Source organism: Fulvivirga sedimenti, from assembly GCF_020328055.1.
The window spans coordinates 1,249,333-1,271,656 of record NZ_JAIXNE010000002.1 but is presented as its reverse complement, the minus strand read 5'-3'; the positions used below and the strand labels follow the sequence as shown (position 1 = coordinate 1,271,656).

14 protein-coding genes are annotated in these 22,324 nt (G+C 46.6%); 7 read left to right on the top strand and 7 right to left on the bottom strand.

The features are described 5' to 3' along the window. Positions 1–5: 5 nt before the first annotated feature. Positions 6–800: a rhomboid family intramembrane serine protease gene (locus LDX50_RS11885; RefSeq protein WP_225698667.1), complete on the top strand. Its 795-nt coding sequence runs from the start codon at positions 6–8 to the stop codon at positions 798–800. 6 nt (positions 801–806) lie between these two features. After that, positions 807–1,751, top strand: a complete 945-nt coding sequence (locus LDX50_RS11880) for a rhomboid family protein (RefSeq protein ID WP_225698666.1) — start codon at positions 807–809, stop codon at positions 1,749–1,751. Here LDX50_RS11880 and rlmN read toward each other — a convergent pair. Both rlmN and LDX50_RS11870 read right to left on the bottom strand, forming a co-directional pair. After that, the gene (gene rlmN, locus LDX50_RS11875) at positions 1,748–2,791 is read right to left on the bottom strand and encodes a dual-specificity RNA methyltransferase RlmN (RefSeq protein ID WP_225698759.1); all 1,044 of its coding nucleotides are present in this window, start codon (positions 2,789–2,791) and stop codon (positions 1,748–1,750) included. The genes LDX50_RS11880 and rlmN overlap by 4 nt on opposite strands. Positions 2,792–2,815: 24 nt before the next feature. Next, positions 2,816–3,259, bottom strand: coding sequence for an acyl-CoA thioesterase (locus LDX50_RS11870; protein ID WP_225698665.1), 444 nt, complete (start codon positions 3,257–3,259; stop codon positions 2,816–2,818). A 76-nt stretch (positions 3,260–3,335) separates the two neighbouring features. Here LDX50_RS11870 and LDX50_RS11865 point away from each other — a divergent pair, with 76 nt between their 5' ends. Beyond that, positions 3,336–4,403: an acyloxyacyl hydrolase gene (locus LDX50_RS11865; RefSeq protein ID WP_225698664.1), complete on the top strand. Its 1,068-nt coding sequence runs from the start codon at positions 3,336–3,338 to the stop codon at positions 4,401–4,403. 219 nt (positions 4,404–4,622) lie between these two features. On the opposite strand, the gene LDX50_RS11860 is transcribed toward LDX50_RS11865, so the two are convergent. Further along, entirely contained in the window at positions 4,623–6,785 is a 2,163-nt protein-coding gene (locus tag LDX50_RS11860) for a S9 family peptidase (protein WP_225698663.1), read from the bottom strand. A 447-nt stretch (positions 6,786–7,232) separates the two neighbouring features. Between LDX50_RS11860 and clpB the strand changes: the two genes are divergently transcribed. Continuing rightward, entirely contained in the window at positions 7,233–9,845 is a 2,613-nt protein-coding gene (clpB, locus tag LDX50_RS11855; RefSeq protein ID WP_225698662.1) for an ATP-dependent chaperone ClpB, read from the top strand. 220 nt (positions 9,846–10,065) lie between these two features. On the opposite strand, the gene LDX50_RS11850 is transcribed toward clpB, so the two are convergent. Next, positions 10,066–11,511: a serine hydrolase domain-containing protein gene (locus tag LDX50_RS11850; protein ID WP_225698661.1), complete on the bottom strand. Its 1,446-nt coding sequence runs from the start codon at positions 11,509–11,511 to the stop codon at positions 10,066–10,068. Between the two features lie 130 nt (positions 11,512–11,641). On the opposite strand from LDX50_RS11850, the gene LDX50_RS11845 reads away from it, so the two are divergent. The 3 genes from LDX50_RS11845 (at position 11,642) to LDX50_RS11835 (ending at position 18,040) form a co-directional block, all read left to right on the top strand. After that, positions 11,642–12,946, top strand: a complete 1,305-nt coding sequence (locus tag LDX50_RS11845) for a pyridoxal phosphate-dependent aminotransferase (RefSeq protein ID WP_225698660.1) — start codon at positions 11,642–11,644, stop codon at positions 12,944–12,946. 68 nt (positions 12,947–13,014) lie between these two features. Next, positions 13,015–13,890 (top strand): helix-hairpin-helix domain-containing protein, encoded by an 876-nt coding sequence (locus LDX50_RS11840; protein WP_225698659.1) that lies wholly within the window; start codon positions 13,015–13,017, stop codon positions 13,888–13,890. A gap of 145 nt (positions 13,891–14,035) precedes the next feature. After that, positions 14,036–18,040, top strand: a complete 4,005-nt coding sequence (locus tag LDX50_RS11835) for an AAA domain-containing protein (RefSeq protein WP_225698658.1) — start codon at positions 14,036–14,038, stop codon at positions 18,038–18,040. On the opposite strand, the gene LDX50_RS11830 is transcribed toward LDX50_RS11835, so the two are convergent. The 3 genes from LDX50_RS11830 to LDX50_RS11820 form a co-directional block, all read right to left on the bottom strand. Beyond that, positions 18,041–18,862 (bottom strand): ion transporter, encoded by an 822-nt coding sequence (locus LDX50_RS11830; protein ID WP_225698657.1) that lies wholly within the window; start codon positions 18,860–18,862, stop codon positions 18,041–18,043. It abuts the gene before it with no gap. Between the two features lie 81 nt (positions 18,863–18,943). After that, positions 18,944–21,058, bottom strand: a complete 2,115-nt coding sequence (gene scpA, locus LDX50_RS11825; RefSeq protein ID WP_225698656.1) for a methylmalonyl-CoA mutase — start codon at positions 21,056–21,058, stop codon at positions 18,944–18,946. After that, a complete protein-coding gene (locus LDX50_RS11820) occupies positions 21,055–22,149 on the bottom strand; it encodes a methylmalonyl-CoA mutase family protein (protein ID WP_225698655.1) in 1,095 nt (364 codons plus the stop codon). The genes scpA and LDX50_RS11820 overlap by 4 nt, the downstream gene beginning before the upstream one ends. Positions 22,150–22,324: the final 175 nt, after the last annotated feature.

Genomic DNA, 22,324 nt, shown 5'->3' with positions numbered 1-22,324 from the left:
AACAAATGATGAGATTAACCCCTGTAGTAAAAAATTTACTGATCATCAATGTGGTCGTGTTCCTGCTGCAAATCATGGTGAAAAGTGTGGATGTAACAGGATTTCTGGCATTGCACCGTCTTACATCTCCGGATTTCAGACCCTACCAGTTCTTTACCTACATGTTTGCGCATGGAGATTTCGGCCATATTATATTCAATATGCTGGGCTTGGTGTTTCTTGGTCCGCTTCTGGAGCAGTTTTGGGGGCCAAAAAAGTTTATAACATTTTACCTGGTTACAGGTGTTGGAGCGGCATTGCTTTACACAGGTATGGAGGTCTTTGAACTCAGGAATCTGCGGAATGATGTTGAAACCTACCTTGAAGCACCCACACCCGATAATTTTGCCATTTTCGTGGATGAAAATGACAGATATTTCAATTCGGGCGTTTATGAATTTCAGGATCAGTTCAGCAAGAATGCCAATGATCAGCAGTATATTGAGCAAAGTAAAATGTACGTGCAGGGTTTGTATAACGAGGTGAGTCAGCGTGGCAGCATGCTTGGTGCCTCCGGCGCAATTTATGGAATACTTATGGCGTTTGGATTGTTATTCCCTAACACACAGCTGATGTTGCTGATACCACCCATACCGGTGAAGGCAAAGTACCTCGTCCTTTTTCTCGGTGCATACGCCGTCTGGGCAGGTTTTGCCAGAAACCCCGGTGACCCTGTGGCGCATTTTGCGCATTTAGGGGGTATGGTATTTGCTTTCATCATGATCAAGTACTGGCAAACAAAAAGGGATTCATTCTATTAATGAACCATGAACGGACAAGGATTTTTACAGGATTTTAAAAACGTATTCAGCAGACCCAATAATGAATACATCCGCCTCATTGTGATCAATGTGGTGGTCTTCGTGGTGCTCGGCCTCGCACAGGTTTTTACCGATATCTCCATAGGACGAGGTGCTGTGGATATATCAAGAGAGTATCTCGGGCTTCCCATGCACTGGAATGAATTGTTGTTTCGCCTGTGGACACCCATCACCTACATGTTCGTCCATGACGGGTTCTTTCATATCCTTTTTAATATGCTGTTCCTGTACTGGTTCGGAAGAATTCTTGCTGAATACCTGGGTGGTCCTAAAGTGGTAAATCTGTATGTACTTGGCGGACTGTTCGGAGCGGTTATCTATCTGACCATATATCCCGTCCTCCTGCAGCTGCTCAACCCTAATATGGATATTTCCATGGTTAGCCCTTCCCTGGTAGGTGCTTCTGCCGGAGTCTTCGCAGTCGTTTTCGGAACCGCAACGCTTATGCCGAATTACACGATATTTCTGCTATTTCTCGGACCGGTGAGGATCAAATACATCGCATTATTCTACGTACTTTCATTCTTCCTGTCGCTGTCAGGTCCAAATTCCGGCGGCGAACTGGCTCATATAGGTGGCGCACTGATGGGATTCCTTTACATTAAACAACTGCAGAACGGATCTGACATGGGCGCATGGATACAGACGGTTATCTCAGGAGTCGGTGGTTTGTTTAAGCCTAAGTCGAAAATAAAGGTCACTCATCGAAGTGCAAGTGCTGCATCTGGCCGGACCGCTTCGCGGGGAACAACCCGTACGGCTCAAAAGCCTTCCGGCAGCAGTGCCTCCCAGGAAGAGATAGATGCCATCCTGGATAAAATCTCCGAAAAAGGGTATGAAAGCCTCACAAAGGAAGAAAAGCAGAAATTATTTAACGCCAGTAAACACTAGAATTTGTTAGCCAGCTGTCCACAGGCAGCATCAATATCCTTTCCGCGGCTTCGGCGGATATTCACGACAATACCCGCTTTTTCCAGTGCATTTACATACATCTGAACAGCCGACTCATCAGCCTGCTGAAAAGCGCCATCATCGATCGGATTGTATTCGATCAGGTTAACTTTTGAAGGAATTAGCTGGCAGAATTTTACGAGCGCCTTCGCGTCTTCCGGGCGGTCATTGATATCCTTCCAGACAACATATTCATAGGTCACTTTCCGTCCGGTCTTCTTGTACCAGTACTTCAGCGCGTCAGCAAGGTCCTCCACCGGGTTTGATAAATTGATCGGCATGATCTCATTCCGAACATCGTTGATCGCACTGTGGAGTGAGACCGCCAGATTGAATTTAACTTCATCATCAGCCAGCTTCTGAATCATTTTTGCTACGCCTACCGTGGAGAGTGTGATCCGCTTGGGGGACATGCCTAGACCATCCGGAGAAGTGATCTTGTCGATCGCATCGATCACGTTCTGATAATTAAGCAAGGGCTCACCCATGCCCATGAAAACGATATTAGTGAGCGGCCTGTCAAAATATAACTCCGCCTGTTCCTTTATCGCAACCACCTGATCGTAAATCTCATCCGGATTCAGGTTGCGCATCCGTTTGAGCCGGGCTGTGGCACAAAAATGACAATCCAGACTGCAGCCAACCTGGCTCGAGATGCAGGCCGTGATTCGCTTGTTTGTCGGGATCAGAACCGATTCAACGATCTTTTCATCAAATAGTTTAACAGCATTCTTGATCGTGCCGTCACTGCTTCGCTGCATATTATCGACAGCAATATGGTTGATCGTGAAATTCTGTTTGAGCCGTTCACGGATTTCGAGTGACAGGTTGGTCATCTGGTCGAAATCCTTAGCACTTTTTCGCCACAGCCACTCATATACCTGTTTCGCACGGAATTTCTTTTCACCTGATTCGATGAAATAACTCTCGAGCTCTTCCAGGCTCATTTTTCGCACATCCTTTTTCGCACCCGATTCAATCATAATGCAAAGATAGGAAAAAGCTTATTCAGCGTGCATTGATTTTAAACGCTCCTCAAAATCTTCAGGAATGCGGCTAACCTTGCGCTTCACATAATTGAAAAAGACAATACCGGTTTTACCCCGGGCAATCTCCTGATCACTTTCTGTATTTTCAAGCTTGTAAAAGAAATCCATCCCGTAGGCATTGAAATCATCCACGGCAATGGAAACCCTGATCTGATCACCATGGAAGGCTTCTGCACGATAAACAACTACGGAATCGGTGACGATCATGCCTGTTTCATGTGCCATGTCAACCTCATTTTTATACCCCATTTTCTTAAGCATCCTGAGCCGGGCCTCATGCATGATGGTAAGAACGCGGTCATTACCCAGGTGGCCACCATAATTTATGTCGCTTATCTGTATAGGGATGATCGTTGAAAAAACTCTTTTTTCCGGGAGGATCAGCGTAACACGGGCCATAGTTTAATGTTATGAATTTGTAACAAAAGTGTTTAAATCTGGCCGTTATACAAAATCATACTAAATTTGCTGCTTCATGAAAAAAATTGTTTCCATACTGCTGTTACTCATGGTAGTCCTCACCACCTCTTCCCTGGCACAGCGTCAGAAGAGCTTTGGATTGGCCTATCGCAACGGCTGGCTGCTGAAACATCATGAAGAACTGCGTACCGCGTTTGTTGACGCACACCCTGTCGGGTTTGAATTTACCTACCTGTCGAAGACCACCGGTGATGATGAATGGGAGCGGGTCTGGAATTATCCCGATATCGGTATCAGCCTTGCATACCTGAATTACGGGGATTCACGGCTGGGGCAGGCATTAGTTACATCCTTCTTCATTCAGAAATATATCGGAAACCCGGATAACAGACTTCGGTTCAGTTTTAAGATAGCTCCAGGCGTCTCATTTTCCGACGAGAAATATGATCCCGAAACCAATCCTGAAAACACTTTCATTTCGACAACCATTAATGGCGTTATGGAAGGTAATTTTCTGGCACATTATCAGCTCACACCCCATATGGCTGTGAATGGCGGGATTGTTTTTACGCATTATTCGAACGGGGCCGTACAGGTACCCAATTCAGGTTTTAATATTCCGTCGCTAACGGTCGGAATGCTATATACGCCCAACCCCGATCAGTACAAGCGAAATACTGATCCTGTAGGGGCCTTCCAACGACGCACACGATTTTCGGTGCAATTCGCTCCTTCGGTTAAAGCATACAATGAAGAAGATCCTAAAAAGTATTTTGCCTTTACAGCATCGGTCAATGCCATCCGGTACCTGAATCACAAAGTGGCATTAAACGGGAGTGCCGACGTATTTTACAATTCATCAATCCCGGATCGCACCGGTGATCCTGGTGCAAACCGTTTCCGTCTCGGACTTGCCCTTGGGCCTGAGCTTACCACCGGTCCGAATTCTGTCGTATTCCAGCTGGGTTATTATGTTTATCGCCCTGAGGAGGTTGATAAGTCATTTTACTGGCGAATTGGCATTAAACATCATTTCACAGATCATTTCTTCACCGGCTTCGCTCTCAAGGCACATTTGGGAAAAGCGGATGTGATAGAGTGGGGGGTTGGTTACAGACTTTAGTCAGTAGTCAGTAGTCAGTAGTCAGTAGTCAGTAGTACCTGGCTTGCGTCATTTTTATTTAGAGACTTTCAGGAATTAATCCTGGAAGGCAGTACATTATTTCTTGATGGCTAAACTGCAAAATCACCTGAATATTCCAGCCTATCTACATCCCCTACTCCTAACTCATAACTCTACACTAAAACTACTGACTACTGACTACTGACTACTGACTACTGACTACTGACTAATTTTAAATTCCTTCGGTGGCTCCACACCCTGCAGATGCTCGACAAAGTAATCCCAACGGCGGCGCATCATGTAGTATGAGTCGGCACCGAAACCATGGCGGGCATTCGGGAAAATGATCAGATCAAAATCTTTGTTCGCCTTCACGAGTGCATCGACAACAAGATATGTATTGTACGGAGGTACATTATCATCCAGTCCGCCATGTGCCAGCATAAGTTTGCCCTGCAGGTTTTTGGCGTAATTCTGATTGGCCTGTTCCTCATAGTTATCACCCTGGATAAGTCCGATATAACGCTCTCCCCAGTCATCCTCATAGTTTCTGTTGTCATGATTTCCTGATTCGGAAATTCCCACTTTATAGAACTCAGGATATCGGAACATTGCCGCTGCGGTTGCAAAACCACCTCCTGAATGCCCCCATATGCCAACACGGTCTGTATCGATGTACGGATGCCGTTCGGCCAGCTGTTTTATGCCTGAAATCTGATCTTCGAGGGTATTGTCGGCCATATTTCCGTAACATACGTCGTGGAATGACTTCGAACGACCCGGGTTACAGGTTCCGTCGATCACGATCACCACGAAACCCAGCTCTGCAAGAGCCTGGTGGTCACTGCGTGATGCAGAGAATGATCTGCGGCCAACACCACCGCCTTGCGGACCCGGATAGATATAGTTTACCACGGGATATTTTTTCGATTCATCCAGTGTGGTTGGAGTGAACATCAGTCCGTATAAATCCCACCTGCCGTCACGCGATTTCACCTTAACGGGTGTAGGAGCTTTCCATCCTGTAGCGGCAAGTGCAGAAATATCAGCTTTTTCAAGAACCATGATCTCCTTGCCTTTGCTGTTACGCAGTACCGACACGGGCGGAACATCCGGCTGTGAATAGGTATCAACGAAGAATTTTCCATCACCGGAGATACTTACTGAATGGTGACCGTTGTCCGGGGTTAGCAATGAAAGTTTTTTCCCATTGAAATCAATGCTGTAGAAATGTGCAAAATAGGGATCACGTCCTTCTTCCCGTCCCTGCGCATAGAAGTAAAGCATTCGGTTTTTCTCATCTACCCTGATAAGTTCCGTCACAACAAAATCCCCGCTGGTGATCTGATTTTTCAGTGCTCCTGTTGTAGCATCGTACAGATATAAATGTCCCCAGTCGCTGCGCTCGGAGTACCATATGATCTCGTTGGTTGCATCGAGGTAATGCCAGTTCACCGTTCCCTGGCCGGATTCGTACTGGGTGTCTACCACCTCTTCAAAAATATCACGTACTTCACCTGTTGTGGCATCCGCCATGCGGACTTTCGCTTCTTTATGATCGCGCGAGGTAGAAACAAATACCAGTTTGCTCCCGTCGGCGCTCCATTCATTGTCATCAAAAGCTCCGGTGCAGGCGATGTCGTCGCACAGCGTTCCGCGGCGTGCATCCGGCTCCATTTTCAGACGGATTACTTTTGGCTCATCCACATTGATGATCACGCGGTGAATGCGAATTATATCCTCATCCTGTGGTATCGGATACTTCCATGCCTGCAATTCCGGCTCTCCAACCTTTGTTGAAACCAGGTACATATCACTCACATGGCGCTGGTCCTGCTGGAAGGTGACCAGCTTTTTTGAATCCGGTGACCAGAGAACTACCGGACGGTCACTTTTTCTCCATCCCGCATTATCCGTGGCATACCCGAAGTTTTCGGTGCCATCCGTCGTGAGTTGTGTTTCCTTATTGGTTTCAAGATTGCGCATCCACAGATTCCAGTCACGAATAAATACGACCTTCTTTCCGTCGGGTGAGGGAATCTCATTCCTGTTGATGGGTGGGGTTGTATTCTGTGCGCCATTATTTTCCTCTCCCAGCAGTTCGGCACGGGACGAAGCTGTTTTCTTACTTTTTTTAGCCGGATTGACCAGAACGAACTGATCTCCGCCTGGAGTGGAGACATTATACCAGAAGGTGCCATCTTCCCGCCATACCGGGCGGACACCATCATAGTGTACCTTGCTGTTGGTGTTGAACCAGAGGAATTTAGTCGCCTGCTCATAGTCGGCAGCGGTTTTAGCCTCCTGGGCGTGGGCACCAAATACGGAAATGATAAGAAGTGCCCCCAGGCTAATGCGAAGTGTTGTTTTGTTGATTTTCATTGTTGCTTTGTCAGATCTGGTCCTAATATTAAGATTTCTAAAGCTGAATTCATTACACTCTGATATGAACGTTGGTTTTTTGATGCTGAACGGAAACATACTAGTCAGTAGTCAGTAGTCAGTAGTCAGTAGTCAGTAGTATCTGGCTTGCGTCATTTTTATTTGGGCGACCAATTAGAAATTATCCGGAAAGACTAAACAATCATCAGGGAATCCCAGCTTATTCGCCACGACCTATTCATTACTTGCTACTCCCTACTCACTACTCCCTACTAATTACTCCCACTACTGACTACTGACTACTGACTACTGACTAAAAAAGCGTTGTTCATTTTCGGACAATATGTCTACAATAAGTGGTTTACCATCGTCAAATTCAGACAGAATGTCCTGAAATTGGAAGTGGAACCTAATTTGATCGTATGGGAATAGAGTAAAACAAGTGATATGAATTTTAATAATTATACCATAAAAGCACAGGAAGCGATTCAGAAAGCTGCTGAAATTGTTTCCGCAAATCAGCAGCAGGCGATTGAGCCGGGGCATCTGCTCAAGGCCATCCTGTTGTCGGATGAAAATGTGATTTCGTTCATCATTAAAAAGCTGAACGTAAACCGTGCTGTCCTTGATTCAAAGCTCGAGGACATTATCAACAGCTATCCGAAAGTTACCGGACAGCAACCATATTTATCAAATGATGCACATACCGCGTTGCAAAAAGCGGAGTCTTTCCTGAAGGAATTTAAAGACGAATTCATCTCTGTTGAGCATCTTATCCTGGGATTATATGAAGGCAAAGAGAAAGTTGCCCAGCTCATGAAGGATACAGGGTTTGAGAAAAAAGGACTCCTGGCAGCGATTAAAGAATTGCGGGGCGGCAGTTCGGTGACCGACCAGAATGCGGAATCAAAATACCGCTCACTGGAAAGGTATTCAAAGAATCTGAACCAACTCGCTAAAGCGGGCAAGATCGACCCTGTAATCGGACGGGATGATGAGATCCGCAGGGTGCTTCAGATACTGTCGAGACGTACGAAAAATAACCCGATTTTGATCGGTGAACCCGGTGTGGGAAAGACCGCCATCATCGAGGGTATGGCTCAGCGGATCGTTGACGGAGATGTACCCGAAAATCTTAAGGATAAAATCCTGATTTCCCTCGATATGGGATTGCTGGTTGCCGGTGCCAAATATAAAGGTGAATTTGAAGAAAGACTGAAATCGGTGATCAAGGAAGTAACGGATTCCGACGGTCAGATCGTCCTCTTTATTGATGAAATTCACACATTGATTGGTGCAGGTGGGGGTGAAGGCGCAATGGACGCGGCCAACCTGCTCAAACCGGCACTGGCCCGTGGCGAACTGCATGCAATCGGTGCGACCACACTGAAGGAATATCAGAAACACATCGAAAAGGATAAAGCCCTTGAAAGGCGATTCCAGACTGTTGTGGTTGATGAGCCGTCTCCGCAGGATGCCATATCAATTCTTCGCGGGATAAAGGACAAGTACGAACTGCACCACGGTGTGCGTATCAAGGATGATGCGGTAATTTCGGCCGTAGAGCTTTCACACAGGTATATTTCCGACCGCTTTTTACCAGACAAGGCTATTGACCTGATGGATGAGGCGGCAGCGAAGCTTCGCCTGGAGATGGACAGCATGCCTGAGGAACTTGATGAATTGAACCGGAAGATCATGCAGCTCGAGATTGAGCGCGAAGCTATCCGCCGCGAAAAAAACAAGGAAAAGGAATCGATCCTTTCCAAGGAGATTGCCGACCTGTCTGAAACCCGTAACGACCTGAAGGCCAAGTGGGAAAATGAAAAGCAGGTGGTGCATGGTATCCAGCAGAAGAAGGAGGAAATCGACAAGCTGAAATTTGAAGCTGAGCAGGCTGAAAAATCTGGTGATTTCGGACGGGTCGCAGAAATCCGCTATGGCAAAATGCTGGATACACAAAAGGAACTGGAGAAGCTGCAGGAGGATATGAAAGCCATGCAGGGTGAAAGTTCACTCCTCAAGGAAGAGGTTGACAGCGAAGATATCGCTGAAGTGGTAGCCAAATGGACCGGAATACCCGTTTCAAAGATGCTGCAGAGCGACCGCGAGAAATTACTCCACCTGGAGCAAGAGCTGAGCAAGCGGGTTGCCGGACAGGAAGAAGCGATTGCCGCGCTGTCAGATGCAGTCCGCAGAAGCCGGGCAGGGTTACAGGATCCAAAGCGCCCGATTGGTTCGTTCATTTTTCTGGGAACCACCGGTGTCGGTAAAACAGAGTTATCAAAAGCCCTGGCGGAATACCTGTTCAACGACGAGAATGCCATGGTTCGAATTGATATGTCGGAGTACCAGGAACGTCACTCTGTGAGCAGACTCGTAGGAGCGCCTCCCGGTTATGTGGGTTATGATGAGGGCGGACAGCTTACTGAAGCCGTTCGCAGAAAGCCTTACTCGGTTATTCTGCTCGATGAGATTGAAAAGGCGCACCCTGATGTATTCAATATTCTGCTGCAGGTGCTGGATGATGGTCGACTTACAGATAATAAGGGACGTGTTGCAAACTTCAAGAATACGATCATCATTATGACTACGAACATGGGTTCGCAGATCATTCAGGAAAATTTTGAATACATGAATGAGGAGAACGAGGAAGAGGTGATCGAGAAAACAAAACAGGATGTATTTGAACTTCTGAAAAAATCAGTTCGTCCGGAATTTCTCAACCGAATTGATGAAACCATCATGTTCCGTCCGCTTTCCAAAGAGGATATCCGCAAGATCGTTGGAATCCAGATAAAACTGGTTCAGGAACGACTCGCAGAGAACGGTGTAAATCTGGAGGTTTCAGACAAGGTGGTGAACTACATTGCCAAAAAGGGATATGATCCTCAATTTGGTGCCAGACCACTCAAGCGGGTTCTTCAGCGTGAAATACTCAATGAACTGTCGAAGGAAATCCTTGCCGGTAAAATTGATAAGGACTCGATTGTTGGAGTTGACATGGGAGACAACGGAACGATAGAGTTTCTGAACCTGGATAAGGTTGAAATTGAATAGTGTTTTCACCGGGCGTGTGCCCGGTAGATTGTGTTAGTCGAGCCCCTGCAATTTGCAGGGGCTTTTTTTATCTACAAATTCGTATTAGCGACATCCGGCGGTGTTACACAGTGTCCCGTATTTTAACAATTCGTTATCCCCTCTTTCCAGGCAGGCAGGCGAACTCAATTCAGGATGACGAGTGAGGGTAGTCTTCTGTTGGGGATTCCTCAACAATATTTCACAGTCTTACAAATTGTAATCCGTCTACACTAAAACCTGTAATAATATTTTCGTCGTTTCGTTCAAAAAATATGCTTTGCCCGTCCTGATCATCGAAAAACCGATCCGTATCTTCCGGATAAAGCGTAAATACATTAGTGCCAACTTTACCCTTGAGCAGTTCCCCTTCCATAAGTATTTCGACCTCAATACCCCGTTCTTCTGCCACATAAGTACCGGCATAGGAATTTAAATCTGCTGTGCTCATATCAATGACAGTCCGAACATCCGGAAGATAAACATTCCATCCGTAAGCGGCATCCACGGAACGGGCAATTTCATTCATCAGTGGACCACCAAGATCACCATTCGTCATGATCGCCATACCCTGACCGCCGGGACCCGCGAATGAGAACAGCATGCAGCGATATCCTTCATTCGCGCCTCCATGCCTGAAATACAACGAGTCTCCCTCACCTCCGAGGCCCGGACCCAGCCCCCAGTCATTGATGTGTTTGGTAAGGATCATTTTGGCAGTTTCCGGCTGAATGAATTCCGTCTCACTACCGTTATAAGCCCTTTGAACAGCCATGGCCCACCTGCCGAGATCCGAAGGTGTTGTCCATAATCCGGCAGCAGCCATCTCAGGATATGTATGCCATTTCCCGGTTACAGGTTGTCCGTCAGGGCGGTGTCCGACTGAAGTATTTTGGTGCATGTCCTCTGGTAAAGGCTGCTGATAGATACTTCTTTCCATACCTGCGGGATCCAGTACATTTTCCTTCATAAATGCGGAGAACGAAGAATTGAAATTTGTTTCGATCACATATTGCATCAGCGTATAGCCTCCGCCGGAATAACGCCATATTGCCCCGGGAATCGTATCCGGAAGTATGGCATCAGAATTCGCCGGCGTTTCCCCTAAAAGAATTTCCATGGTACCGGGAACAGGTTCGTCCGAGGCATAGCCCCGAAAACCATGAACTGTAAGGCCGGCATTGTGGGTAACTAACCTGCGCAATGTGACGTGTTCATTCGGATCATACGGGTTTTCCGGAAGCTTCCATCCGGTAAGGTATGTATTGACATCTGCATCCAGATCCAGGTCTCCCGATTCAATCAGTTTCATCATACCGGATGCGGCAACGGGTTTTGAGATCGATGCCGCCTGAAACCGGGTATTTTCATCCACTGCCTGGGTTCGTCCTGAATCCAGAAATCCATATGTCCGGGTCCATTGGATCTCGTTATTTTCGAAAAACGCAATGCTTACTCCCGGCACCCTGTAATGTGCCATCCGCTCCGAGATCGTCCAGGCAGGCAGCTCGGATCCTTTGATGACGATACCTGGGATCAGTCCGTTTTCTATTGCGGTTACATCGGGCTGATCCTGGATTTCCGCGGGCTTTTCGCTACATGAAAATGTGAGAAGGATGACCACGAGAAAAAGATTGTGGAATTTCATAGCATTGATTTTTCGAACAAGTTAAGGGAATTTGTTTTTCTTATCATTGGATTCAAAGAAAAAGAGCCCTTCAAGGTCAGAGGCTTCGTACTATTTCCTAACTTTCGGAAAGAACTAACATTTTTATTCATTGCGGAACAGATTAGTCTACGAAGGAGCCAGTCAGCTCGAATATGAGATCCGGCAGATTGTACGGAAAGCGGAACAGATCGCAGCACTGGGTATTCCTATTACCTGGGAAAATATCGGTGATCCCATACAAAAACACAATACGATTCCCGGCTGGATCAAGGAGATCGTATCGGGTCTTGTTATGGAAGATTCCAGTTACGGGTATTGTCATTCGAAAGGTGTTCCTGCCACAAGAGAATTCCTTGCAAAGCGCAATAATGCTTTGGGAGGCGTACAGATCACTGCAGAAGATATTCTGTTTTTCAATGGGCTTGGCGATGCCATTTCAAAGCTATATCAATACCTTCCCCCGACATCCCGGATTATCGGTCCGTCACCGGCCTATTCAACCCATAGCTCGGCGGAAGCAGCCCATGCCAACAGTGCACCGCTCACCTATCTGCTGGACCCTGAAAATTCCTGGTATCCGGATCTGGAGGACCTTTACAACAAGGTTAAATTCAATCCAAATATCTCGGGTATCCTGATCATCAATCCGGATAATCCGACAGGCATGATCTATCCCCATGAATACCTGGAGCGAATCGTGTCGATTGCCCGGGAATTTGATTTGCTTCTCATTGCCGATGAGATCTATTCTGCCATCACTGCAAGCGGAAATCAAACAGAACTTCTTTCCCGCATCGTTGGTGACAGACCTGCGATCTCCATGAAAGGTATTTCCAAGGAGTTGCCATGGCCAGGGTCCCGGTGCGGATGGATGGAATTCTACAACCGAAAGAAAGACCCGCAGTTCGATGGTTTCTGCACGGCACTTGAAAATGCCAAGATGGTTGAGGTATGTTCGACAACCTTGCCGCAAAAAGCCATCCCGGCTATCTTTACCGATTCCCGCTACGAGGATTACCTGTGTACGAAAAATCAGGCCATCGCCAGCAGGGGCGAGATTCTCAGCAATCTCTTTAGCAACATGCCGCAAATTTATTTTTCACCCACGCGCGGAGCATTCTACAACACCATCATTTTCAATCCGGCCTTTTTGAATGGAAAACAGCGCCTGGATGTACAGAATGCCGCGGCCAGAGAATTGGTGGAGTCCTGGGTGAACCCGGAGATGCCTCCGGATCGCCGGTTTGTTTATTACCTGCTTGCTGCTACCGGAATATGTGTCGTTCCGCTTTCTTCTTTCCAGTCCGACCTTTCGGGATTCCGTATGACCTTACTCGAACAGGATGAAGAGACCTTCACAACGACCTTTACCCGGATCCGGGAAGCAATAATCGAATTTACCTCGGAAGGCTGACATTATTTGTCCGCATCAGGTATTTACTTGCCTGCATGCACCTGTTACGAAGATCTTATCGTCGAGCTATGAATTACCTGAAATTCGCGATGGATTTTTCTATGGCTGAATTTCGGGGTATCCTGGGATTGGTGATCATCGTGGTCATTATTGATGCATTGAAATTACTGAATTTTCAATGGCCTCTTTCCGATCAGGAAGCATCCCTCTTTACCCGTTATATTGTAGAATCCGCGCCGTTAACTCCCGCGGTCAGCCGGCCGGTTGAGCCGTTCATGCCGGATACCGTCTCCTTTCAGGGACTAACATCAATGGGAATGCCTGAAAATGTGGCTTCAAACCTGATTGCCTACAGAACCAAATCAGGCGGATTTCGTGATAAGGAGCAGATAAGGTCCATTTACGGGATGACCGACAGCCTTTTTGGAATGATTAGTGATCATTTGGTTTTCAAAGAACGGCAACGAATCAACCTGAAAAAGGACCGTAATAGTCAGCCAACGAACCGTCCAGGATGTCCCGATCCGATGGATGTAAATCTGGCAGATTCGCTGATGCTGAGCCTGCTGCACGGCATAGGTCCGGTTCTATCTTCCAGGATCATTTCCTATCGTTCGTTATTAGGCGGGTACGTTGATATTCGTCAATTACTTGAGGTATACGGATTAAAAGACGAGACATTTGAACATATCCGTAGCCGTATTTACGTAGACACGGATTTCAGACCCAGAGCAATTCCATTGAAAACAGGAACTTATCGCGAATTATATAGTCATCCCTATCTCAACTCAAGGCAGGCGGTTATGTTGCTTCGATACCGTCAGCATCACGGAGATTCCATATCTTTTGAAGCACTCCTGGATAACCCGCTTTTTTCAGCTGATGAGGCAGAACGGTTACGGCCATACCTCATTATTACAGACACAGTCCCCGCTTACCGTTAGTTTACTCCAAATCTATTACTGCAATGATCGACAGGTAATCTTGCCGGGTACTGCTAAAAATAATATTTAGATATACCATTAATCGTTCGGCACCGTTCAATAATTCAATTAATTTCCTAATTTTCGAATTCGTATTGAAGGTAGCATGCAGGAAATTCTCCGTTCATATTTAAACAGGCTTACGAATCTCTCGGGCAATAACAGGTCACTCTTATTGCTGCGGTTGCCGGCAAATCAGTTCATCGACCTCCGTGATTTTGAGTTCCTGGTCAAGGATGGTTCCTTCAAAATAATTGAATCACTTATTTCCGGGAAAGAACAGCCGTTATGTCCATTGATGGATTCGCGCGACGATGAAGCCAATGCGATGAGCCGGAAGATTCGTAAACTTGACCGTGAAGACCGGTTCATTTTTGATGAGCGTGGCTCAAAAGATCTCTATGTAGGCTGGCCGTTTGTACATGGAAAGCTTGCTAACGATACGATTGTCCGTGCACCCCTCTTGTTCTTCCCCGTGGAAATCCAGCTCAAAAAAGATCAGTGGGTGCTTGTGCCGCGCAATGACAGTGGAACGATGTTCAATAAGTCATTTCTCCTGGCGTACAGTCACTATAACCAGATCAAGCTGGATGAGGACTTGCTCGAACGCACCTTCGATGACTTCGAAATGGACAGTGCAGTGTTCCGTACCTCCCTGTATCAGCTGCTCAAGGAAAGCAATGTGGAGTTGCACTTCAACCAGGATACCTTTATGGATACCCTGATCAGCTTCGAGGATTATCGCAAGGACGATTATGAAAAGAATCATTCCACCGGTAAGCTGAAGCTTTATTCTGAAGCTGTGGTTGGAATCTTTCCACAGGCCGGATCCTACCTTGTTCCCGATTACCTGCATTTGCTTGAAAATGAGCAGGTAGAATCGATGGATGAATTCTTTGAAAAGCGGGCGGTTTTCACCGAACGTGCCGGAGGTGGTCAGGTTCACGAGGAAAAGGTTCTGAATATTTTTCCAATGGATGCCCACCAGGAAAAAGCGCTGCAGGCAGTGAAGCAGGGTTTCTCCCTGGTAGTGGAGGGACCTCCGGGAACCGGAAAGTCACAGCTGATCTGTAACCTGATCGCCGATCATATGGCGGCCGGCAAAAAAGTACTCGTGGTTTCCCAGAAACGTGCTGCACTGGATATCGTGTATCAGCGGCTAGCCGAGCGGCAGCTGGGTAATTTTGTAGGCCTTGTACATGACTTCAGAAACGACCGAAAAGAAATTTATGGTAAAATAGCCGGACAGATTGACCGGTTGGAAGAATATCAGTCGCGCAACAACGGACTTGATGCTATCCAGCTGGAAAGAAATTTCCTTCAGACCAGCCGTAATATTGATCAGCTCAAGGAAGAACTTGAAGAATTCAGATTTGCCCTGTTTAATGAACAGGAGTGCGGAGTATCGATTAAGGAACTTTACCTGACTGCACACATTCATGCGCCTTCAGTGCCACTGAAACAGGAATATACCCAGTTCAGGTTTGATGAGTTGAGTGAATTTGCACGAAAGCTCAATACATATAGTGAATACCTGCTCCGTTTCCGGGGGACTGATCATATCTGGAACGACCGCATCTCCTTTGCCAGGCTTCAGGCAGGGGAGCTTAAAAATATCCGGGATATTTTGGACGACATTCCGAAGTTCCATAAGCGGATTGAAGATCGGGTAGAAAAAATATTGGGTCACCGGGTAACATTGCAGGATTGTGAATTGATTTATTCACGCAGGGATTTCATTGTCGAGATGCTGGGTATTTTAAAGAAGCCCAGGGCCTACCGGTATTTCAGGCATATGATGAATTATCCTGATCAGGACACCAACCATTTATGGCTTTCCAATATCGAACGTGTGATGATGGAATGCTACACAGGAGATGGCCCGGAAAAAATCCTTAAAACGGAAGAATTAGGTCATTTTCAGGAATCATTGCAGCAGGGCCTTGAAGCCCATGAGAATATTTTCAAGAGAATTCAATGGCGTCTTTTCTCGCGGGAAAAGGCTTTCCTGATCAATACTATCCAGAAAAACGGACTGGATATCAATCGCGAAGGCTTCAATGCAATGGCCCAACGGATCGATAACCGGCTTAACCTGGAACATAACCTTACCAAACTGCGGGATCAGAAATGGTTAAGTGAAATTCCGGACACATATGATAAGGTAGATTACCAGAATTGGTTTCATGTCCAGAAATTGAGTGTTAAAGCCAAACTGGTGTTTAATTCACTTCGAAATTTCAAGGAATTTCTGAACGTACAGGTACTTTCATATGAGGAACTGAGAGAAAAGCTGGAGGAGCTTTTTGTCGTGCTGAAGGATATTCCTGAGAAAAAGGCTGCCTGGCTCACCTATCTCACACCCAGTCAGGTAGGAAAACTGATCAGTGCGCCCCAACTGGCGAATGATCTTTCCAGTGCCCTCGATGAAGACTTTGATGCACTTTGCGAGTATGACCGCCTGAGAGATTCGATGCTGAATGTTGAAATTCAGGTAATCGAGCGCATCATTGAGCTTGATGAGGTGGAGACAGCGAAGGATGTTGAAGACGTATTCATGAATAGTCTGCGCCTGGCGTGGATCGATCATATCGAAACAAAATATCCGGTCCTTCGAACCGTCTCATCGCGAACATTTCAGAAAAAGGTGGCAGAGCTGCAGCAGCGTGTTGATGAAAAGCTGGATATCAGCAATGACATGCTTCTGCTCCGCGCACGTGAGCGCATGTACGAGCATGTTGAATACAACAGGCTCAATAATCGTGTGACCTACCGGGATCTCTATCACCAGGTGACCAAGAAGCGGAGAATATGGCCACTGAGAAGGGTAATCAATGAATTTCAGGATGAGCTTTTTGATTTGATGCCTTGCTGGCTGGCATCGCCGGAGGCGGTTTCTTCTCTATTTCCCATGAGGCCTTTCTTTGATTTGGTGATTTTCGATGAGGCATCCCAATGCTTTGTGGAGAAGGGTATACCTGCGATGTACCGTGGCCGTCAGCTGGTGGTCGCCGGTGATGATAAACAGCTCCGGCCAAATGACCTTTACCAGGTTCGCTTTGAAGGGGAGACGAATGATGTACTTGAGCTTGAAATTGATTCATTGCTGGAGCTCGCGTCTAAACACCTGATGCAGGTTCACCTCAAGGGTCATTACAGGAGTAAATCACTGGACCTGATCGACTTTTCCAACCGTCATTTCTATAAAGGCAATCTCATTCTCCTTCCCGAATACCAGGTTGTCAATTCAGGAATTCCGGCGATTGAATACAGGAAGGTTGAAGGTATATGGGAGAATAATACAAATGATGCTGAAGCGGTCGAAATAGCAGATATTCTGCTGGAAATGATCCGGAAGAAGTCTAAAAAGGATGTAGGGGTAGTTACTTTTAATGCACGACAACAGGAATATATCCAGGATATGCTGGATGAACGGCTGCTGGAAAGCGGTTTAATCTGGCCGGAACACTGGTTTGTAAAAAATATTGAAAATGTTCAAGGTGATGAAAAAGATGTGATCATCTTTTCGGTAGGCTATGCCCCCGACAAAAAAGGTAAAATGAGCCTTCAGTTCGGAAGTCTGAATGCCGCAAATGGCGAAAACAGGCTTAATGTGGCCGTGACCCGCGCACGTGAAAAAGTCATTCTTGTGAGTAGTATTTTGCCACAGCAACTCAAAACGGACAAAACCAAAAATGAAGGTCCGAAGTTGTTAAAAAAATACCTGGAATATGCCTGGGAGGTTTCTGAAGGCAGGTTTGAGCCGTTTGTGAAAGAACAAAAAGCACATCCGGCGGAATGGTATCTGAAGTCGAAGTTGCTGGAATTCGGTGAAGAATCCCTTGAGGATGTGACTCTTACAAATGAACTGCCATTTTCTGATCTCACAGCGAAACAAGGTAAAAAGTATGTGGGTCTGGTTTTAACCGACGATGAACGATATTTCCAGTCCGAATCGGTAAAGGACAGCCACGTCTATTTGCCAAGAATTCTGTCTGATAAAAACTGGTATTTCACTTCATTCTTCAGCCGTGAATACTGGCAAAATCCCGGTAAAGTAAATGAAGCACTTGTGCACTTTGTTAATCTGCATAAAGAGAGTCACGAATAATTACATCTCAGAACCACATTTGTAGCAATAGGAAGCTTTGTCACTGTGCTCTTCGGCACCGCAGTGCTGGCATGACCGGGTATTACTGTGAATGATATTTCCTTTTTTTGCCATTTCTGATGTTACAATTCCCGTGGGAACTGCAATAATCCCGTAACCCAGGATCATGATCAGTGTTGCGAGACCCTGTCCAAGTGGGGTTTGCGGTGCGATATCACCATATCCTACGGTCGTGAGTGTAACAACCGCCCAATAGATACTTTTAGGGATAGAGGTAAATCCATTTTCACCGCCCTCAATGATATACATCATTGTTCCAAGGATTACCACCATGATAAAAACACTGCCCACAAATACGATGATCTTGGCGCGGCTGGCCCGTAATGCTTCCTTAAGCACCGAGGCTTCGCCCAGGAATCGGACCAGCTTGAATACACGGAAAACCCGGATAAGCCGAATGCTTCGGAGGATCAGGAAAGCCTGTGCACCTGATATGAATAAAGCGATGAAAGCCGGCAGGATGGAAAGGAGGTCAATTACACCATAGAAACTGGTGGCATATTTCCAGGGTTTGTTAACAGACCAAAGACGAGCAATATATTCAACTGTGAAAAGCGCAGTGAAAATCCATTCGGCAATGAAGAGGATATTGCCGTACTTGAGTCTGATTTCCAGAACGCTTTCGAGCATTACGGCGATCACACTCAGCACAATCGCAACCAGCAGAACAACATCGAAAGTTTTACCCCAGAATGTATCAGCTTCAAATATTACCTCATGGGTTTTCTCCCGCAAGCGCTCATATCGAGATTCATGCTTCATGGGTGTAATTTCTAAGATTACTAGCTTAAATACAAATGGCAGAAAACCTGTCAGTCAATCAAAGAGTGCGGCCGGTAATTTCTAGTCCATCAGCTTCTGAAGGATTTCAATGGCCGCTTTAGAGATTACCGTGCCCGGTCCGAATATCCCGCCAACGCCGGCATCGTACAGGAAATCGTAATCTGCCGGAGGAATTACTCCCCCTGCAATGACCGTAATATCATTCCTCCCCATTGATTTTAAGGATTCGATCAACGCGGGAATCAGGGTTTTATGTCCGCCCGCCAGGCTTGATGCTCCGATAAGGTGCACATCATTTTCAATTGCTTGTTTCGCCACTTCCTCGGGGGTCTGAAAAAGCGGACCAATATCAACGTCAAATCCGAGATCGGCAAAGCTCGTGGCGATAACCTTAGCGCCACGGTCATGGCCGTCCTGACCCATTTTGGCCACAAGGATTCTTGGCCGGCGTCCTTCTTTTTCCGCGAATTTATCAGATAGCTCGCGTGCTTCGTGAAATTTCTTGTCCATTTGCAATTCAGATGAATAAACCCCGCTGATGGCACGGGTGGTGGCCTTATGCCGGCCGAATACTTTTTCCATGGCATCGGATATTTCGCCAAGGGTAGCACGTGCCCGTGCAGCTTCAACCGCTGCTTCGAGCAGGTTGCCTTTTCCTGAGGCAGCTATTTCACTGATATTGTCCAGGGCTTGTTGTACCGCTGCATCATTCCGTTCTTCTTTCAGCTTTTTCAGACGGGCGATCTGCTCATCACGTACACGCGTATTATCGACTTCCAGGATCTCAAAATCCGGCTTCTCATCCGTTTCGTATCTGTTTACGCCTACAATGATATCCTTGCCTGAATCAATTCTTGCCTGCTTACGTGCAGCTGCTTCCTCAATGCGCATTTTGGGGATCCCGCTCTCAATAGCAGCCGCCATACCCCCGAGAGAATCAATTTCCCGGATGTGTTCCCACGCCCGTCCGACGAGTTCGTTGGTAAGATTTTCGAGGTACGCCGATCCACCATATGGGTCAACAACTTCCGTAATACCTGCAACTTTTTGTAAAAAGAGCTGCGTGTTCCTGGCAATGCGTGCGGAATAGTCGGTAGGTAATGCAATGGCCTCGTCAAGCGCATTCGTGTGGAGAGACTGTGTTCCACCCAGCACCGCGGCCATGGCTTCAATGCATGTACGTGTTACGTTGTTGTAAGGATCCTGCTCGGTGAGGCTCCATCCTGAGGTCTGGCAGTGTGTGCGCAATGCCATTGATTTTTCATTTTTTGGATTGAATTCCTTCACGATCTGCGCCCACATCAACCGGCCTGCACGCATTTTTGCTACCTCCATAAAATGGTTCATGCCAATTCCCCAGAAGAATGACAGTCTTGGTGCAAATGCATCAATATCAAGCCCTGCTGCGATACCGGTACGCAAATATTCCAGTCCGTCTGCCAGGGTGTATGCCAGTTCAATATCCGCAGTGGCCCCGGCTTCCTGCATGTGGTACCCACTGATACTGATGGAATTGAAGCGTGGCATCTTTTCAGATGTGTACTTGAAAATATCTGATATAATGCGCATGGATGGCTTGGGCGGATAGATATACGTATTCCGCACCATGAATTCCTTTAGAATATCGTTCTGGATAGTGCCGCTGAGCAGTTCCGGTTTCACGCCTTGTTCTTCCGCTGCGACAATGTAAAATGCCATAATCGGGATAACAGCACCGTTCATGGTCATAGATACCGACATCTTATCCAGTGGGATCTGATCAAACAGGATCTTCATATCCAGTACGGAATCAATAGCGACCCCGGCTTTTCCCACATCCCCGGTAACCCGCGGATGATCGGAATCATATCCACGGTGGGTGGCCAGGTCGAAGGCTACTGAAAGGCCTTTCTGACCTGCCGCCAGGTTTCTGCGGTAAAAAGCATTTGATTCCTCTGCAGTAGAAAAGCCCGCATATTGGCGAACCGTCCAGGGCCTTACCGTATACATGGTTGTGTAGGGTCCCCGCAGATATGGAGGTATTCCGGAAGAAAAACCGGTGTGCGGCAGTTTTTTAGTGATGTTGTATTCCGACATTACCGTAATTTTCTCAGCCGCCTCCCATTCAGATGCAGGTGAAGATGCCGGGGCAGGTTGATACGTATCGAAATCAATATTTTTAAAATCTGGTTTCATTCGGCTGAAAGTTTTTGAAATTTCTCCCAAACGGCTCTTCCGAGCTGTTCTGTGAGTGATTCAATGTAGTAGGCTCCCGCGAGGGCATCCCTTGTCTTATCCAGGTATGATTCTTCCTTGAGAATGATTCCGGTATTTCTGGCGATCCTTTTCTGCAACAGGCTTTCGGCATCCTCCGGCATCACCGTTAGTGCATGGACACCTCCCAGGACCCCGGCCATTGCCGATGAAGCCGATTTAATAAGATTACCCATGGGTTGATAGTTTTCCTCAATCCACGGTGTGGATATTCCATGAATCAATATATCGTCCGGATTAATCCTGCTTCCCCAGGCATGAACAAGCTTATACATTAACATGCGAATGGCACGCAATCGGACAATTTCATGAAAATATGCCGGCCCCAGTTTGATGCCAAAGACAAGTTCACCTGCCACCTGATCCGCTGTATGTCCCATACTGATAAACTTATCCAGGTTATCACTTACGTTAATCATCAGGTTTGCCAATGAATCTATGACGCCTTCACCACTTTCCGGTTGTTCAAAATACTGGCTCCGGAATTTTGGCCAGGGCTCAAACAGACTGATCAGGTGATCAGTGTTATCTTTTGATTCCTTCAGATGAATATAACCGGTAACGTCCTGCCGATCCACATCCCGGGAATCGAGCCACGCACGGATGGCGTCGGCCTGCTTCATTTCTTTCACGGTGAAGGACAGGAAAATATATTCCGGCAGCACATCCTGGAGAAGGACTGAAATCGAAACAGGCTTCCGGATGTCAAAATGTATTCCTTCGGCCCCATTCATCAGGAGTTCGAGCGCTTCGGCATTTGCGGTGGAGGCATCATCCACGACAATACGAACTACATTATACCATCCCCGCGCTGCCATACCCTTGCCGTCCCCGGGGGTCAGTTGATTGCTGAATGTCAGGATTTTATCATTCAGATCACCCGAATCGTAGTATGGCTTGATTTGAAGGTCGCCCCAATTTTTGAACAGTGCTTCAAAAGCTTCCGCCGATTTTAAATCATTGATGGCGTGTTTTTGCCACTCGTCGAAATTTACTGATTTAAATTCTGTCATAATTGTTGGATCACGCAGTAAAGTTACTAATTTGATAAGAAACACCGATTGTAAAAAGGGTCTCTGCAAAAAGACACAAACAGGCGATTAGAGGGCATATCTAAAAAACTCAGAATATCCCTCACGTTAATCTTTCATGTTCCTGTTTTTTTTGCCAAATTTGTTTCCCTTTTTA

What these genes read in the sequence shown, in the direction of transcription:
- LDX50_RS11885 (WP_225698667.1), top strand. Translation starts at nt 6, where the DNA reads ATGATGAGATTAACCCCTGTAGTAAAAAATTTACTGATCATCAATGTG.
- LDX50_RS11880 (WP_225698666.1), top strand. Translation starts at nt 807, where the DNA reads ATGAACGGACAAGGATTTTTACAGGATTTTAAAAACGTATTCAGCAGA.
- LDX50_RS11870 (WP_225698665.1), bottom strand. Translation starts at nt 3,259, where the DNA reads ATGGCCCGTGTTACGCTGATCCTCCCGGAAAAAAGAGTTTTTTCAACG.
- LDX50_RS11865 (WP_225698664.1), top strand. Translation starts at nt 3,336, where the DNA reads ATGAAAAAAATTGTTTCCATACTGCTGTTACTCATGGTAGTCCTCACC.
- LDX50_RS11860 (WP_225698663.1), bottom strand. Translation starts at nt 6,785, where the DNA reads ATGAAAATCAACAAAACAACACTTCGCATTAGCCTGGGGGCACTTCTT.
- clpB (WP_225698662.1), top strand. Translation starts at nt 7,233, where the DNA reads ATGAATTTTAATAATTATACCATAAAAGCACAGGAAGCGATTCAGAAA.
- LDX50_RS11850 (WP_225698661.1), bottom strand. Translation starts at nt 11,511, where the DNA reads ATGAAATTCCACAATCTTTTTCTCGTGGTCATCCTTCTCACATTTTCA.
- LDX50_RS11840 (WP_225698659.1), top strand. Translation starts at nt 13,015, where the DNA reads ATGAATTACCTGAAATTCGCGATGGATTTTTCTATGGCTGAATTTCGG.
- LDX50_RS11835 (WP_225698658.1), top strand. Translation starts at nt 14,036, where the DNA reads ATGCAGGAAATTCTCCGTTCATATTTAAACAGGCTTACGAATCTCTCG.
- LDX50_RS11830 (WP_225698657.1), bottom strand. Translation starts at nt 18,862, where the DNA reads ATGAAGCATGAATCTCGATATGAGCGCTTGCGGGAGAAAACCCATGAG.
- scpA (WP_225698656.1), bottom strand. Translation starts at nt 21,058, where the DNA reads ATGAAACCAGATTTTAAAAATATTGATTTCGATACGTATCAACCTGCC.
- LDX50_RS11820 (WP_225698655.1), bottom strand. Translation starts at nt 22,149, where the DNA reads ATGACAGAATTTAAATCAGTAAATTTCGACGAGTGGCAAAAACACGCC.